Source organism: Aminobacter carboxidus (genome assembly GCF_014863355.1).
GTDB lineage: Bacteria > Pseudomonadota > Alphaproteobacteria > Rhizobiales > Rhizobiaceae > Aminobacter > Aminobacter carboxidus.
Window position 1 is genome coordinate 1 of the sequence record NZ_JACZEP010000006.1, and the last position, 14,650, is coordinate 14,650.

The following is a 14,650-nucleotide window of genomic DNA, read 5'->3' on the forward strand; positions in this document are numbered from 1 at the left end:
GCGCCGGAGACACCGGCGCGGACGCCTCGCACTCAGTAGTTCTCGAACTCAACCTGATTTTCTTCTCGAAAGACTAATGCTGCCGCCGCCAGGACATTTCCCGGCGGGCTCCTCGGCTTCAGCAGAATAGGATTTCGTCCATGATCAAGTTTTCAAGCAAGACCGATGCGCCGCCGAAGCCGGCCGATTCCGACGAAAACCGGTTCGATTTCATCCGCAAGACCGCAGCCACCCAGCACAAGAAATCGGACGATGATATCAGGCGGCGCGATCGGCAAACGGCTGACGACGACCAGACGGAATGAACTTTCGAACAGCTAGCCCGCCTGGTGGCGGGCAAATCTGACATCGCTAGCCGAAGCCACGATCGTCACCTCGTCGCCCAGCGACCATTCCGCTGCGCGCGCGGCGAGGTGCGCCGGAACACCCGGGGAGCCACCTGGGCCGGGCGGCACGTCATAGGTGGCGTGGCCGTCATGCGGCAGGATCACGCCATAGCCGATCGCCATCGCGGTTCGGGCCGTCGCCGCCAGGCACATCTCCGACAGCATGCCGCAGATGGCGACGGTCTCGACGCCGGACGCCGCCAGCAGGTCGTCCAGCCCAGTGCCGTCGAAGCCGTCGTCAAGCTCCTTGCGCACGATATGTTCGCCTGGCCGAGGCGTAAAATGCAGCTCCCAGCCTGATGTATGCGGCTCGTCGACGGCGCCCGACGGGCCATCGTTCTGGATGAAGATGACGGGCACGCCCGAGGCACGCGCATTCTCGAGCATGGCCGCGACCGCGGCCAGAAGCCTCGCGTAGCCCAGTACCGCCTCGGCGCCCGACACGAATGCGTTTTGGACATCGACAACGACCAACGCGTCGGCGGTCGGCACCTCGTCCATGTCAGTTTCCGGATTTGCCTGCACCGATACCCCCTCGCCTGAATGAACGGGATATGGTGAGCAGCTCAGGCAATGTCATCGAGCGCCTTGCGCTGACGGTGCATTTCAACGAACACGCGGTAGTCGCGGTCGAAGCGCTGCCTTGCGGCGGGGTTGGGCCGGCGCGCCCGCCCCTCCTGGCGCATGCCCGCACAGGCCTGGGCGAGGCTCGGGAAAAGCCCGGCGGCAGAGGCCGCCGCCATCGCCGTGCCCAGCAGCACGGGATCGCCGCCCAACGGCTCGACGACGGTGCAGCCGGTGGCGTCGGCATAGAGCTCCATCAGCAGCGGATTGCGGGTGTGGCCGCCGGTGACGTGCAGCGTGTCGATACCGTAGCCGTTGGCGTTGAGCGCATCTAGCACGTGGCGGATACCGAGAGCGATCGCCACGGCCGTGCGCCAGTAGAGCCGGCAAAGGCTGTCGAAGGAGGCGTCAAGCGTGAGCCCGCTGATGACACCGAGCGCATGCGGGTCGGCCAGCGGCGAGCGATTGCCATGGAAATCAGGCAGCACGTGCAGCCGACCGGCAAGGTCGAGGCCCTCGATAGCGCGCAGCTGCATGATGCGTTCGGTGATGCGCCGATGCGTTTCGGCAGTCGGCTCGCCGCCCTGGCCGTGCCAGCGGATGACATGGTCGAGCAGCGCCCCGGTCGCCGACTGTCCGCCTTCGCTCAGCCACAGGCCCGGCAGTGGCGCGCCATAGTACGGGCCCCAGATGCCTGACGCGGCGCGGGGTTCGCGCGACATTGCCATGACGCAGCTCGACGTTCCCGCGATCAAGGCCATGTGCCGGTCGATATCAGGCAAGCCGCCGACCACACCGAGCGCACCTGCAAAGGCGTCGATCACGCCGGCGCCGACGCGACACACAGGCGTCAACCCCAGTTGTTCCGCAGCCTGTCCAGTGAGTGGCCCCAGATCGGCACCGGCCGGACTGGCACGTTCGGGCAAGGCGGCGTGCTCGAACATGTCGGCAAGGCCGACGGCGGCGAAGAAATCCGGCCGCCAGGCTTCGTGCTCATGGGCGAGATAGGTCCATTTGGCCGTCAGCGTGCATTGCGAGCGCGCCAGCGATCCGCTGGCCTTGTGTGTCAGGAAATCGGCGAGATCGAACAGCTGGCCCGTCCGTGCCCAGCTTTGCGGCAGATGGCGCTTGACCCACATCAGCTTGGGCGTCGTCATCTCCGGCGACATGACGCCGCCGACAAATTTCAGGACCTCGTGCGCGGTTGCGGTACACTCGTCGGCTTCGGCAAGCGCGCGGTGGTCGAGCCAGACGATGGTGTCCCAGCACGCATCTCCTTCCACCGAGACGCTGACCTGCTCGCCCGACCTGCCGCGAAAAACCGTCGAGCAAGTCGCGTCAAAGCTGATGCCGACGATTTCGTCCGGCGCGACATTGGCGCCGGCGCGGGCATCGCGGACAGCGGCACAGACTGCCGACCAGATCTGCTCGGAATCGTGCTCGCAATGGCCTGAGGCCGAGCGGTTCATCGCAATGGGGTGTTCGGCGCGTCCGAGCAGCTTGCCGGAGGCATCGAGAATGCCGGCGCGCGCGCTGCCGGTGCCGACGTCGACCGCACACAGATAGGCCGCCATCACAACGACGACGCCCCGAACGGCCCGATTGCACGGCAGTGGCCAAGGCCTGCCGGCGGTGATTTCAAATGAGGCAAGGATGCGCGGATCAACACCATGAGGTGCAGTCTATATGCGCGCCATGGCCAATTCCAGCGGTCAGCGGCGACCTGGATTTGGCTCAGAGGCGATCGCCGAGATAGCGCGTCAACGTCTCTTGCGTGCCCAGCTGCCAGAGCATGCCGAGGCTGTCGCCGAAAGCTGCGGCGAAAGGCGCAGACTTGCCGACATCGCCATAGATGTCCTCCATTGCAAGCCAGGCCGTGGGCGCGTTCCTTGCGGCTTGCGCGGTCGCTTGCAAGCGGGCCCAACTCGGATCGTTGGGTTCGATGACGGCACCGGAATCGGTCACTCCGAAGCAGTAGCGGCACCAGAGCGCGGATTCGAGCGCCAGCCCCGCTATGCCTGCGCCCGCCTTGAGGCGATCCGAAATCGTTGGGATGATGAATTTCGGCTGCCGGTTGGAACCGTCGAGGCAGAGGCGGCGCACGGTGTCGCCGATTTTTGGATTGGAGAAGCGGCGCTCGATGAGCTGGCAATACTCCTCCAGCACGACGCCTGGCACGGGCGGCACCGTGGGCATGATCTCCTCGCGCTCCAACTTGGCGAGGAAGGCGCGCACCAGCGGATTTTCCATCGCCTCGTGGACGAAATGGATGTCCATCAGCCCGGCGGGATAGGCGATTATGGCGTGGCCGCCATTGAGGATGCGGATCTTCATCAACTCGAACGGGGCGACGTCATGGACGAACTGGACGCCTACCTTTTCCAGCGCCGGCCGCCCGTCGTTGAAACGGTCCTCCATCACCCATTGCTTGAACGGTTCGCAAAACACCGGCCAGCTGTCCTCGACGCCGAAGTCGCTGGCGAGGATGCCGCGCTCGCGGTCGGTGGTCGCGGGCGTGATGCGGTCGACCATGCTGTTGGGAAAGGCGACGTTGTCGTGGACCCAGTCGGCAAAACTCTCGTCGGCGAGCCGCGCCAGGCCGATCACCGCGTCGGCGGTGACGCGGCCATTGTGGGGGATGTTGTCGCAGGACATGACGGTGAAGGGCACGATGCCGTCCTGGCGCCGGCGCCGGAGGCCGGCCAGGATGATGCCGAACACCGTCCTGGGCGCCGCGATGTTGCTGGCGTCAGCGACGATGTCGGCATGTGTCGGGTTGAAGATGCCGGACGCCGGGTCGATGAAGTAGCCGCCTTCGGTGATGGTCAGCGAAACGATGCGGATCGCCGGATCGGCGAGGCGCTCGATGATGGCGGCAGCATCGCCGGGCGTCAGGAAATCAATCATGACCGAAGTGACCCGGGCGCTCATGTGGCCGCTGTCCTGCTCGACAACTGTCGTCAGCCAGTCCTGTCCGGCAAGCTTGGCCTGCCCGATCTTTTCGCCGTCGAACACGCCGGCCCCGACGATCGCCCAGTCATGGCCGACACCTGCATTGAACAGCTCGTCGAGATAGACCGCCTGGTGCGAGCGGTGGAAATTGCCGACGCCGAAATGAACGATGCCAGCCTTCAGCGACGCGCGGTCGTATGCGGGGCGCGCGACCTTGGCGGGCAAATTCGGTAGCGTGGCAAGTGAGAGCTTCACGGTCATGTTTCGACGCTTTCTCTTTTGGGCGCAGGCACCTCTGATCCCTTCGCCCCGTTTACGGGGAGAAGGTGCCCGAAGGGCCGGATGAGGGGCGGAAGCGAAATCTCGAAGGTTCTCGCTGCCCTCACCTGCCTGCCGGCGTCCTCTCCCCGCGAACGGTGAGCGGAGCGCTGAATTCAACTCATCCAGTTGCCGCCATCGACGTTGTAGGTCTGGGCGACGACGTATTGGCTTTCCGCTCCGGCGAGGAAGATCGCCATGCCGAGGAGGTCCTCGGCCGTGCCCATGCGGCCGAAGGGAACCGCCTCGCCGACGAGGCGCTTCTTCTCGCCCCGGGGCCGGTTCTCGTAGCGGGCGAACAGTTCGTCGACATGCTGCCAATGCTCGCCCTCGACCACGCCGGGTGCGATGGCATTGACGTTGATGCCGTGCTTGATCAGGTCGAGCCCGGCCGATTGGGTCAGGCTGATGACCGCGGCCTTGGTGGCACAGTAGACGGCGACGAGGCCTTCGCCGCGGCGTCCCGCCTGGCTCGCCATGTTGATGATCTTGCCGCCCTTGCCGCGTGCGATCATCGAGCGGGCGGTGGCCTGCAAGGTGAACAACGTGCCGGCGACATTGACTGCAAACAGCTTGTCGTAGCTCGCCCTGGAAATCTCGACGATCGGCGCAAGATCGAACAGGGCGGCGTTGTTGACCAGGATATCGGGCCCGCCGGTCTTCTGCTCCACGACCTTGATCGCCGCTTCGATCGAGCTCTGGTTGGTGACGTCGAGGCTGACGGCATAGGCCGACGGTCCGATTTCGGCAGCCGTCTTCATCGCGGCGTCGAGATTGATGTCGCCGATGGCAACCACGGCCCCTTCACGGACATAGGCCTCGGCGAATGCCCTGCCGATGCCGCGCGCGGCCCCCGTTATCAGCGCCGACTTGCCCTGGAGCCTGCCGCTCACATCGCCCTCCCGTCAGAACCGAAGCGATGGACCTTGGCCGGGCTCGGGGTCAGGTAGATCGTATCGCCGTGGCGCACGCCGAGTTCGCCGTCGGCGCGGACGGTTAGCGGTCCGACGCCTTCAGCCTGGACGTGCAGGAAGGTATCGGAGCCGAGATGTTCGGCCACGCCGACGGTTGCTTTCCATTCGCCGGCAGTTGTGGAAATGCCGAGATGTTCGGGCCTGACACCGATTGTCGTTGCACCGTGCTTGGCTGCCGGCGCGCCATCGATGAGGTTCATCTTGGGCGAGCCGATGAAACCGGCGACGAAAATGTTTTTCGGTGTCTTGTAGAGCTCCATCGGCGAACCGACCTGCTCGATGTTGCCGGCGTTCAGCACGACGATCTTGTCGGCCATGGTCATCGCCTCGACCTGGTCGTGGGTGACGTAGATCATCGTCGTCTTGAGCTGATGGTGCAGCTCGCTGATCTCTAGGCGCATCGTGCCGCGCAAGGCGGCGTCGAGATTGGACAGCGGCTCGTCGAACAGGAAGGCCGAAGGTTGGCGCACGATGGCGCGGCCGATGGCGACGCGCTGGCGCTGACCGCCGGAGAGCTGGCCGGGCCGCCGCTCGAGGTAGTTGGTCAGATTGAGCACACGCGCGGCGTCCTTGACCTTCTTGTCGATGACAGCCGCATCCTCACCCGCCATCTTCAGCGGAAAGGCGATGTTCTTGTAGACAGTCATGTGCGGGTAAAGCGCGTAGGACTGGAACACCATCGCCAGCCGGCGCTTGGCCGGCGCCTCACCAGTGACGTCGCGGCCATCGATGCTGATCGTGCCTGCGGAGGTGTCTTCCAGTCCGGCGATCAGCCTGAGCAGGGTCGACTTGCCGCAACCCGACGGCCCGACGAAGACGACGAACTCGCCATCCTCGATCTCGAGGTCGATCTCGGGGATGATTGTCGTTGCGCCGAATGACTTCGACACCTTCTTGAGATTGATGTTTCCCATGGTTTCCTCCCGCGGGGTCGACTACTTCACGGCGCCGAAAGTGAGGCCGCGGACGAGTTGGCGCTGGGAGAACCAGCCCATGATCAGGATCGGTGCGATGGCCAGCGTCGAGGCCGCCGAAAGCTTCGCCCAGAACAGGCCTTGCGGACTGGAGAACGAGGCGATGAAGGCGGTCAGCGGCGCTGCGTTGGTGGTGGTCAGGCGGATGGTCCAGAAAGCCTCGTTCCACGCCAGGATGATGTTGAGCAGCATGGTCGAGGCGATGCCCGGCACCGCCATCGGCGTCAGCACGTAGACGATCTCGCCCCACAAGGTGGCGCCGTCCATGCGAGCAGCTTCAAGGATCTCGCCCGGGATCTCGCGGAAATAGGTGTAGAGCATCCACACCACGATCGGCAGGTTGATCAGCATCAGCATGACGGTGAGGCCAATGCGGGTATCGAGCAGGTTGGCGTCGCGGAAGATCAGGTAGATCGGCACCAGCACGGCGACCGCGGGCATCATCTTGGTGGAGAGCATCCACATCAGGATGTCCTTGGTGCGCTTGGTCGGCGAAAACGCCATCGACCAGGCGGCAGGCACGGCGACGACCAGCGCCAGGATCGTCGAGCCGACGGCGATGATCACCGAGTTCAGGAAGAACTTGAAATAGTTGCTCTGGGCCTGGACCTCGGCGTAGCTCTCCAGCGTGCCCGACGGCACAAGGCTGAAGCCGGCGATCGCCTCGGTCTCGGACTTGAAGCTGGTGATGATGGTGTAGAGGATCGGGAAAAAGATCAGCAGGGCAACCACCCAGGCCGCCACGGTGAAGCCGATCTTGCGTCTTGTCGAAACTGCGCGTGCCATCGGTTCCTCCTCACTTGTCCAGGTTCTTGCCAACGGCGCGCATCAGGAAGAAGGCGACGATATTGGCCAGGATGACCGCGATGATGCCGCCGGCCGAAGCGCCGCCGACGTCGTAGCCGAGCAGTGCCGTGCGGTAGATCAGGAACGGCAGGTTGGTCGAGGCGTAGCCCGGGCCGCCATTGGTGGTAACAAGGATTTCGGCATAGACGCCGAGCAGGAAGATGGTCTGGATCAGGATGACCACCGTGACGGCGCGCGAGATGTGCGGGATCGTCAGGTAGATGAAGCGGCTGACAAAGCCAGCACCATCCATTTCGGCGGCTTCTTTCTGCTCGCCGTCGAGCGACTGCAGCGCGGTGAGCAGGATCAGCGTCGCAAAAGGCAGCCACTGCCAGGCGACGATGATGATGATCGAAAACAGCGGATACTGCGCGAACCAGTCCACCGGCTGGGCGCCAAAGAACTTGGCGATGTCGGCGAAGACGCCGTAGCCGGGATGCATGATCATGTTCTTCCACACCAGCGCGGCCACCGGCGGCATGACGAAGAATGGCGAGATCACCAGGATGCGGACAATGCCCTGGCCGAACATCGGCTGGTCGAGCAGCAGCGCCAGTGCGACGCCGCCGACCACCGTGATCAACAGCACGCCGACGACCAGCACCAGCGTGTTCCAGATCGACTGGAAGAAGGCCGGGTCGGTGTAGAAGAACTTGTAGTTGAACAGCCCGGCGAAGCTGACATTGCCGGGATTGAGCAGGTTGTAGTTCTGGAACGAGAACCACAGGGTCATCGCCAGCGGCACGATCATCCAGATGAAGAGCAGGATCACCGAGGGCGCCATCATGAAGCGCGCCAGCGTGCTGGTCTGTCGAGTAGCCATGGCGGTCACCCCGCGTTCGAGCAGATGAGGTTCAGGTCTGAAAAGGGGCCGCCCGGACTGGGATACCGGACGGCCAGGCAGGGAGGATCTGCCTATTTGATGTAGCCGGCGCGGGTCATCTCGCGGACCGCCGCGGTCTGTGCACTGGCAAGCGCATCATCGACGCTCGACTGGCCGGCAAGTGCTGCCGAAAACAGCTGGCCGACGGTCGTGCCCAGTCCCTGGAACTCGGGGATGGCGACGAACTGGACACCGACATAAGGCACCGGCTTGACGGTGGGCTTGGTCGGGTCGGCCGAGTTGATCGAGTCCAGCGTCATCTTGGCGAAGGGCGCGGCCTTCTGATACTCGGGGTTGTTGTAGAGCGAGGTGCGCGTGCCGGGCGGAACGTTGGCCCAGCCCTCCTTCGAGGCGACGAGGTCGAGGTAACCCTTGCCGGTCGCCCAGGCGACGAACTTCTGCGCGGCTTCGGCCTTCTGGGTGCCGGCGGGGATACCGAGCGACCATGCCCACAGCCAGTTGCCACGCTTGCCGAGACCGGTGTCAGGCGCCAGCGCATAACCGACCTTGTCGGCGACGGTGGAGTCCTTCGGGTTCGACACGAAGGAGGCCGCCACCGTGGCGTCGATCCACATGCCGCACTTGCCCTGCTGGAACAGCGCCAGGTTCTCGTTGAAGCCGTTGGAAGACGCACCGGACGGACCGGCATCCTTCATCAGGTCAACGTAAAACTGCAACGTGCTCTTCCATTCGGGCTGGTCGAACTGCGGCTGCCATTTCTCGTCGAACCAGCGCGCACCGAAGGAGTTGGACATGGCGGTCAGGAAGGCCATGTTCTCGCCCCAGCCGGCCTTGCCGCGCAGGCAGATGCCGTTGATCTCGGCGGCACGGTCGGTCATCTTGCGGGCCGCGTCGGCGATGAATTCCCAGGTCGGCGCGTCGGGCATGGTGAGCCCCGCCTTTTCCATCAGGTCCTTGCGGTACATGACGAACGAGCTCTCGCCGTAGAACGGCGCGGCATAGAGCTTGCCGTCAGCCGAAAGGCCGCCGGCAATGGCCGGGATGATGTCGGCGGCGTCGTAGTCGGCGCCGAGATTGTCGAGCGGCAGCAGCCACTGCTGCTTGGCCCAGATCGGAACCTCGTAGGTACCGATGGTCATCACGTCGTACTGGCCACCCTTGGTGGCGATGTCGGTGGTGACGCGCTCACGCAGCACGTTCTCTTCGAGCGTGACCCATTCGAGCTGGATGTCGGGGTTCTTGGTGGTGAAATCGTCCGTCAGCTTCTGCATGCGGACCATGTCGCCATTGTTGACCGTGGCGATGGTGATGGTTTCGGCGTGAGCGGCAAACGCAAGCGCGCTCGCTCCGCACAGGCCCAGAAAGAGCGTGTTCAGTTTCATCAATTCCTCCCAAAAGCCAAAGTGAGCATTTGCCTCGGCTGTGGGCAATTATTCATCTGGCGTGATTTATGTCAAGCAGGAATCTTGGCGCGCGCCAACGAGCCTGCCGCGCAGGCGGCAGGCATCGACCACGAATGTCGGGATTTTGGACGAGCTTTGGTAAGGCTGACGTGGCAGGCGGCGGCTTGCTGAAGCCTCGGCTTAGCCGGCGAGCAGACCCGCGGCGGTACGCTCGTCGGTGATCAGGCCGTTGACGAGGCGGCGGGTGATCGCGGCCTGGATGCCGGGCAGCTTGCGCTCGCCCATGGCAAGTGCCACCACCAGCGAGCGTTCGCGCGATGGCAACGGGGCGGAGGCGACGCGGTCGTTGGTGATGCCGTCGATCAGCTTGCCGTCGCGGTCGAAGGCCCAGCCGACGATTTCGCCGACGGCACCTGCCTTCTGCAGCGCCTTGAGTTCGGCTTCGGTGATGAAGCCGTCCTCGTACAGCGGCGCCTGCGGACCCATGTCACCAACACCGACGAAGGTGACGTCGGCCTGGGCGGCGAGCGCCAGCGTCGGCTGGATCAGCGGCTGGCTGTGCAGCATGCGCCGCTCTTCCGACGAGGAGGCAATCGCCGGCAAAGGCATGGGAAAGCTGCGTGCCTTGATGGTGTCGGCCATGGTGAAGATGACGTTGTAGAAGGCCGCCGAACCATCCGGCGAAATGTTGCCGGTCAGCGAAACCACCTTGTGGTGCGGACACTCCATCGGCGGCAGCTGTTCGATCGCTGCCTTCAGCGTGCGGCCCGTGCCGATCGCCATGACGATGGGCTCGGGCGTGCGCAGCCATTTCTCGATCTCGGCGGCGGCGGCTTGCGCAATGCCGATCGTTGTCGACGAGGAATCCGGATCGCTGGGCGTGACCTCGACGAGGTCGAGCGCGAAGCGCGAGCGCAGCCGGGCGGCAAGGTCCAGACAGCTGGCAATCGGGTGGTCGACGCGTACCTTGATCAGGCCTTCGGACATGGCGAGCGACACCAGCCGCTGCGCGGTCTGGCGCGAGACGCCGAGCTTGGTCGCGATCTGGTCCTGGGTGTTTCCGGCGACATAATAAAGCCAGCCCGCTCGGGCGGCCTCGTCGAGCCTTGGTGTTTCCTGCCGGGAACTCATGCGTCACGCCTCATGCTTGATCCCGGCAGTTTCGCAGGGTTTTCGAAAATGCGCAATTGCTCGCCAAAGCGTCAATTGCTCGAACCCCTGCAAGAGCTTCCGACGCCACACCAAGGCGCTGGTCTCAGATGTCAGCTTGCCACCGTGGTGTCGACGACTTCGAAGTCGTGCGTCAGCACGGCCGACTTGGCGAGCATTGCCGAGGCCGAGCAGTACTTCTCGATCGACAAGGCGACTGCACGCTCGACCTTGGCCGGCGCGAGGCCGCGTCCCTTGACGACGAAATGCATGTGGATGCGGGTGAACACCTTGGGATCGGTCTCGGCGCGGTCGGCGTCGAGTTCGACGGTGCAATCCTCGATCGCCTCGCGGCCCTTCTCCAGGATGTGGACGACGTCGTAGGCCGAGCAGCCGCCGGCACCGATCAGCATCAGTTCCATCGGGCTTGGGCCCGGCGTCTGGCCGCCCGGCTCCTTGGAGGTGCCGAGCACGATCTTGTGCCCGCTGCCGGACTCGCCAACGAAGGTGCGATCCTCAACCCATTTGATGCGTGCCTTCATGACGGCAATCCTTCCCTGCAAAACCTTCCGCCCGTGCGGTCGTCGTTCATAGCCGGGCACGGGCCAAAGCGTCGAGTGGGCGCTTCCCCGCACGAGGGTTTTCGGCCGGGAAAAATTGACGCGGCCGCTGGTGCGAAACTAGTCGCCCGCGGCAGCCGTATGTTCCAAGAGGTGTATCCCCATGCAGCCGAAAGTTGAAGCGAAAGCCGAGCCGAGTGACCGTGAAATCGGGAGCCGGCCAAGGCAGATCGAAACCTGCGCCGCGCCACAATCGGACGCATGCAAACTAAATCTTCGATCACGACATTCTGTGCGGAACTTTGCCTGTTCAGGGAAGTTGAGAGGAAGGCAAAAGGTCGAAGTGGTGTTACACTCCCCACCGACTTCGGCATTGTGAGGGTGCCATGCAAACACGTGAATCCGACGTCTTCAATCTTTTCTCGGAGATCTACGGAAGTCAGACCACCGAGGAGATGAGCCTACAGCAATATCTGCTCGCCTGCCGCGACCAGCCTGCGATGTACGCGACTGCGGCCGAGCGAATGGTGGACGCCATCGGCGCCCCCACACTGATCGACACCAGCGCGGACCCCCGGATGGGACGCATCTTCGCCAATCGAACAATCAAGATTTATCCGGCGTTTGCCGAGTTCTACGGCATGGAAGACACGATCGAGCGGATCGTCGGCTACTTCCGCTATGCCGCGCAAGGGCTCGAGGAACGCAAGCAGATCCTCTATCTGCTCGGCCCCGTCGGCGGCGGCAAGTCGTCGCTCGCCGAGCGGCTGAAGAAGCTGATGGAAGAGCGGCCGATCTATACGCTCAAGGTCGGCGGCCAGCTCAGCCCGATTTTCGAATCACCCCTCGGCCTGTTCCATCCCGAACGCATGGCCGACCTGCTCGAAGACAAATATGGCATCGCCCGGCGCCGGCTAACCGGTCTGATTTCGCCCTGGGCGGCCAAGCGGCTCGAAGAAATCGGCGGCGACGTTGCTAAATTCTCCGTCGTCAAGCTGACGCCGTCGCGGCTGCGCCAGATCGGCATCGCCAAGACCGAGCCCGGCGACGAGAACAACCAGGACGTGTCGGCGCTTGTCGGCAAGGTCGACATCCGCAAGCTCGAAAATTTCAGCCAGGCCGATCCTGACGCCTACTCCTACAGCGGCGGCCTGAATCGGACGACGCAAGGGCTGCTCGAATTCGTCGAGATGTTCAAGGCGCCGATCAAGGTGCTGCACCCGCTTTTAACCGCGACCCAGGAAGGCAACTACAACGGCACCGAGAGCTTCGGCGCCTTCCCCTACCAGGGCATCGTGCTCGCGCACTCCAACGAGTCCGAATGGCTGCAGTTCAAGAGCAACAGGAACAACGAGGCGTTCCTCGACCGCATCCTGGTGGTCAAGGTGCCCTACTGCCTGCGCGTCACCGAAGAGCGCCAGATCTACGAAAAGCTTTTGCGCGAGAGCGAGCTGGTGAGCAATCCATGCGCACCCGAGGTGCTCGACATATTGAGCCGCTTCACCGTGTCGACGCGACTGTCCGAACACGAGAATTCGCCGCTCTACACCAAGATGCGTGTCTATGACGGCGAGAACCTGAAGGACGTCGACCCCAAGGCCAAGTCGATGCAGGAGTATCGCGATGCCGCCGGCGTCGACGAAGGCATGAACGGCGTCAGCACGCGCTTTGCCTTCAAGGTGCTGTCGGAGACGTTCAACTACGACACCAAGGAAATCGCCGCCGATCCGGTGCATCTGATGTATGTGCTCGAACAGGCAATCAAGCGCGAGCAGTTCCCGGGCGAGATCGAATCCTCCTATCTCGATTTCATCAAGTCCGAGATCGCGTCCCGCTATGCCGAGTTCATCGGCCACGAGATCCAGAAGGCCTATCTCGAATCCTACAGCGAATATGGCCAGAACCTGTTTGACCGTTACATCGCCTACGCCGACGCCTGGATCGAGGATCAGGACTACAAGGACCCCGACACCGGCCAGATTCTCAACCGCGGCATTCTCGACTCGGAACTGTCGCAGATCGAGAAGCCGGCCGGCATCGCCAACCCCAAGGACTTCCGCAACGAGGTGGTGAAGTTCACGCTTAGGGCGCGCGCCAAGAACAATGGCCGCAACCCGTCGTGGACGAGCTACGAGAAGCTGCGCGAGGTGATCGAGAAGCGGATGTTCGGCCAGGTCGAGGACCTGCTGCCGGTGATCAGCTTCGGCGCCAAGCGCGACAGCACCACCGAGAAACAGCATGCCGAATTCGTCGAGCGCATGACAGAGCGCGGCTACACGCAGCGTCAGGTCAGGCGACTTGTCGATTGGTACATGCGGGTCAACAAGGCAGGCTGACCGGGAGCGAGCGGGGACCACATGCCGAACTTCATAGATCGGCGCCTCAACCCCAAGGACAAGAGCCTTGGCAACAGGCAACGTTTTTTGAGGCGCGCCCGGGATGAGCTGAAACGGGCGATCAACGAACGGGTCAGGTCTGGCAAGATCGATGCGGTAGGGGAAGACCAGGTCATCCCGATCCCGCGCAAAGGGATCGGCGAGCCGACGTTTCAACGCGCACCACATTCGGGCCGCAGGGAGGAGGTCCTTCCCGGCAACAAGACCTTCGGCACCGGCGACCGAATTCCACGCCCGGCGGCCGGCAGCGGCAAGGGTTCGGACCCTTCGTCATCTGGAGAGGGCGAGGACGATTTCCAGTTCGTCCTGTCGCGCGAGGAAGCGCTCGACCTGTTCTTCGAAGACCTCGAGCTGCCCGACCTGGTCAAGCTCAACCTCAAGGAAGTGGTGACGTTCAGGCCGCGCAGAGCCGGGTTCACGATGAGCGGAAACCCGACAAGCATCAGTGTCGGGCGCACCATGTTCAACAGCTTTGGCCGGCGCATCGCGCTGAGACGGCCGAAGCAAGCAGAGATCGACGCGGTTGCGGCCGAGCTCGCCAAGCTGGAGGGTGAGCGGCGGCCAAGCGCCGCCACTCAGCAACGCATGGTCGCCTTGCGCGAGGAACTTGCAACGCTCGTGCGGCGCAGAAAGCTGATCCCCTACATCGACCCCATCGACATCCGCTTCAACCGGTTCGAACCGCAGCCGGTGCCCAACGCCAATGCGGTGATGTTCTGCCTGATGGACGTCTCGGGTTCGATGGGCGAGCGCGAGAAGGATTTGGCCAAGCGCTTCTTCGTGCTGCTGCACCTGTTTCTCAAGCGGCGCTACGCCAAGACCGACATCGTCTTCATCCGCCACACCCACGAGGCATCGGAGGTCGACGAGGACACCTTCTTCTACAGCACCCAGAGCGGCGGCACTGTCGTTTCCACCGCACTCGAAGAGATGCTGCGCGTCATCCGCGAACGCTACCCCGCCAAGGAGTGGAACATCTACGCCGCACAGGCTTCCGACGGCGACAACATCCCCAACGATTCCGAGCGTTGCGTGTCGATCCTCGACAAGACGCTGATGCAGCTGTGCCAGTATTACGCCTATGTCGAGATTATCGACGAGCGCGAAAGCGAGATGTTCCGCCATGCCGACAACGGCACTTCGCTGTGGAACGCCTACCGCGAGGTCAGCGCCGAATGGCCGAATTTCGAGATGACACGCATCGCCAAGCCGTCCGACATCTATCCCGTCTTTCATGAGCTGTTCGCCAAGGCGCCGGCGCCGGCAAAACGCAGATGAGGATGC

General features: G+C 63.5%; 13 protein-coding genes. 3 read left to right on the forward strand and 10 right to left on the reverse strand.

The window, feature by feature from the left end:
• The first annotated feature begins 140 nt into the window (after positions 1-140).
• Positions 141-305 (forward strand): hypothetical protein, encoded by a 165-nt coding sequence (locus tag IHE39_RS18555; RefSeq protein ID WP_184769990.1) that lies wholly within the window; start codon positions 141-143, stop codon positions 303-305.
• A gap of 12 nt (positions 306-317) precedes the next feature.
• Here IHE39_RS18555 and IHE39_RS18560 read toward each other — a convergent pair whose 3' ends face one another.
• The 10 genes from IHE39_RS18560 to IHE39_RS18605 all read right to left on the reverse strand — a co-directional run bounded on the left by IHE39_RS18560 (position 318) and on the right by IHE39_RS18605 (position 10,952).
• Entirely contained in the window at positions 318-887 is a 570-nt protein-coding gene (locus IHE39_RS18560) for an isochorismatase family protein (RefSeq protein ID WP_192567535.1), read from the reverse strand.
• 65 nt (positions 888-952) lie between these two features.
• Positions 953-2,524 (reverse strand): FGGY-family carbohydrate kinase, encoded by a 1,572-nt coding sequence (locus IHE39_RS18565; RefSeq protein ID WP_210322335.1) that lies wholly within the window; start codon positions 2,522-2,524, stop codon positions 953-955.
• Positions 2,525-2,684: 160 nt separating this feature from the next.
• A complete protein-coding gene (locus IHE39_RS18570) occupies positions 2,685-4,163 on the reverse strand; it encodes a mannitol dehydrogenase family protein (RefSeq protein WP_192567536.1) in 1,479 nt (492 codons plus the stop codon).
• A 173-nt stretch (positions 4,164-4,336) separates the two neighbouring features.
• A complete protein-coding gene (locus tag IHE39_RS18575) occupies positions 4,337-5,113 on the reverse strand; it encodes an L-iditol 2-dehydrogenase (protein WP_184769986.1) in 777 nt (258 codons plus the stop codon).
• The gene (locus IHE39_RS18580) at positions 5,110-6,108 is read right to left on the reverse strand and encodes an ABC transporter ATP-binding protein (protein ID WP_184769985.1); all 999 of its coding nucleotides are present in this window, start codon (positions 6,106-6,108) and stop codon (positions 5,110-5,112) included. The genes IHE39_RS18575 and IHE39_RS18580 overlap by 4 nt, the downstream gene beginning before the upstream one ends.
• A gap of 21 nt (positions 6,109-6,129) precedes the next feature.
• Positions 6,130-6,954, reverse strand: a complete 825-nt coding sequence (locus tag IHE39_RS18585; RefSeq protein ID WP_184769984.1) for a carbohydrate ABC transporter permease — start codon at positions 6,952-6,954, stop codon at positions 6,130-6,132.
• Positions 6,955-6,964: 10 nt separating this feature from the next.
• Positions 6,965-7,837: a carbohydrate ABC transporter permease gene (locus tag IHE39_RS18590; protein WP_184769983.1), complete on the reverse strand. Its 873-nt coding sequence runs from the start codon at positions 7,835-7,837 to the stop codon at positions 6,965-6,967.
• 92 nt (positions 7,838-7,929) lie between these two features.
• Positions 7,930-9,240: an ABC transporter substrate-binding protein gene (locus IHE39_RS18595; protein ID WP_184769982.1), complete on the reverse strand. Its 1,311-nt coding sequence runs from the start codon at positions 9,238-9,240 to the stop codon at positions 7,930-7,932.
• Positions 9,241-9,441: 201 nt separating this feature from the next.
• Entirely contained in the window at positions 9,442-10,392 is a 951-nt protein-coding gene (locus IHE39_RS18600; RefSeq protein ID WP_184769981.1) for a sugar-binding transcriptional regulator, read from the reverse strand.
• Between the two features lie 131 nt (positions 10,393-10,523).
• A complete protein-coding gene (locus IHE39_RS18605) occupies positions 10,524-10,952 on the reverse strand; it encodes an OsmC family protein (RefSeq protein ID WP_184769980.1) in 429 nt (142 codons plus the stop codon).
• Positions 10,953-11,356: 404 nt separating this feature from the next.
• Here IHE39_RS18605 and IHE39_RS18610 point away from each other — a divergent pair, with 404 nt between their 5' ends.
• Positions 11,357-13,306: a PrkA family serine protein kinase gene (locus tag IHE39_RS18610; RefSeq protein ID WP_184769979.1), complete on the forward strand. Its 1,950-nt coding sequence runs from the start codon at positions 11,357-11,359 to the stop codon at positions 13,304-13,306.
• Between the two features lie 21 nt (positions 13,307-13,327).
• The gene (locus IHE39_RS18615) at positions 13,328-14,644 is read left to right on the forward strand and encodes a YeaH/YhbH family protein (RefSeq protein ID WP_184769978.1); all 1,317 of its coding nucleotides are present in this window, start codon (positions 13,328-13,330) and stop codon (positions 14,642-14,644) included.
• The last annotated feature ends 6 nt before the right edge of the window (positions 14,645-14,650 follow it).

Bases quoted from the DNA above. Each gene is read 5' to 3' on its own strand.
- IHE39_RS18555 (WP_184769990.1), top strand. From the start codon at position 141: ATGATCAAGTTTTCAAGCAAGACCGATGCGCCGCCGAAGCCGGCCGAT.
- IHE39_RS18560 (WP_192567535.1), bottom strand. From the start codon at position 887: ATGGACGAGGTGCCGACCGCCGACGCGTTGGTCGTTGTCGATGTCCAA.
- IHE39_RS18565 (WP_210322335.1), bottom strand. From the start codon at position 2,524: ATGGCGGCCTATCTGTGTGCGGTCGACGTCGGCACCGGCAGCGCGCGC.
- IHE39_RS18570 (WP_192567536.1), bottom strand. From the start codon at position 4,163: ATGACCGTGAAGCTCTCACTTGCCACGCTACCGAATTTGCCCGCCAAG.
- IHE39_RS18580 (WP_184769985.1), bottom strand. From the start codon at position 6,108: ATGGGAAACATCAATCTCAAGAAGGTGTCGAAGTCATTCGGCGCAACG.
- IHE39_RS18585 (WP_184769984.1), bottom strand. From the start codon at position 6,954: ATGGCACGCGCAGTTTCGACAAGACGCAAGATCGGCTTCACCGTGGCG.
- IHE39_RS18590 (WP_184769983.1), bottom strand. From the start codon at position 7,837: ATGGCTACTCGACAGACCAGCACGCTGGCGCGCTTCATGATGGCGCCC.
- IHE39_RS18595 (WP_184769982.1), bottom strand. From the start codon at position 9,240: ATGAAACTGAACACGCTCTTTCTGGGCCTGTGCGGAGCGAGCGCGCTT.
- IHE39_RS18600 (WP_184769981.1), bottom strand. From the start codon at position 10,392: ATGAGTTCCCGGCAGGAAACACCAAGGCTCGACGAGGCCGCCCGAGCG.
- IHE39_RS18605 (WP_184769980.1), bottom strand. From the start codon at position 10,952: ATGAAGGCACGCATCAAATGGGTTGAGGATCGCACCTTCGTTGGCGAG.
- IHE39_RS18610 (WP_184769979.1), top strand. From the start codon at position 11,357: ATGCAAACACGTGAATCCGACGTCTTCAATCTTTTCTCGGAGATCTAC.
- IHE39_RS18615 (WP_184769978.1), top strand. From the start codon at position 13,328: ATGCCGAACTTCATAGATCGGCGCCTCAACCCCAAGGACAAGAGCCTT.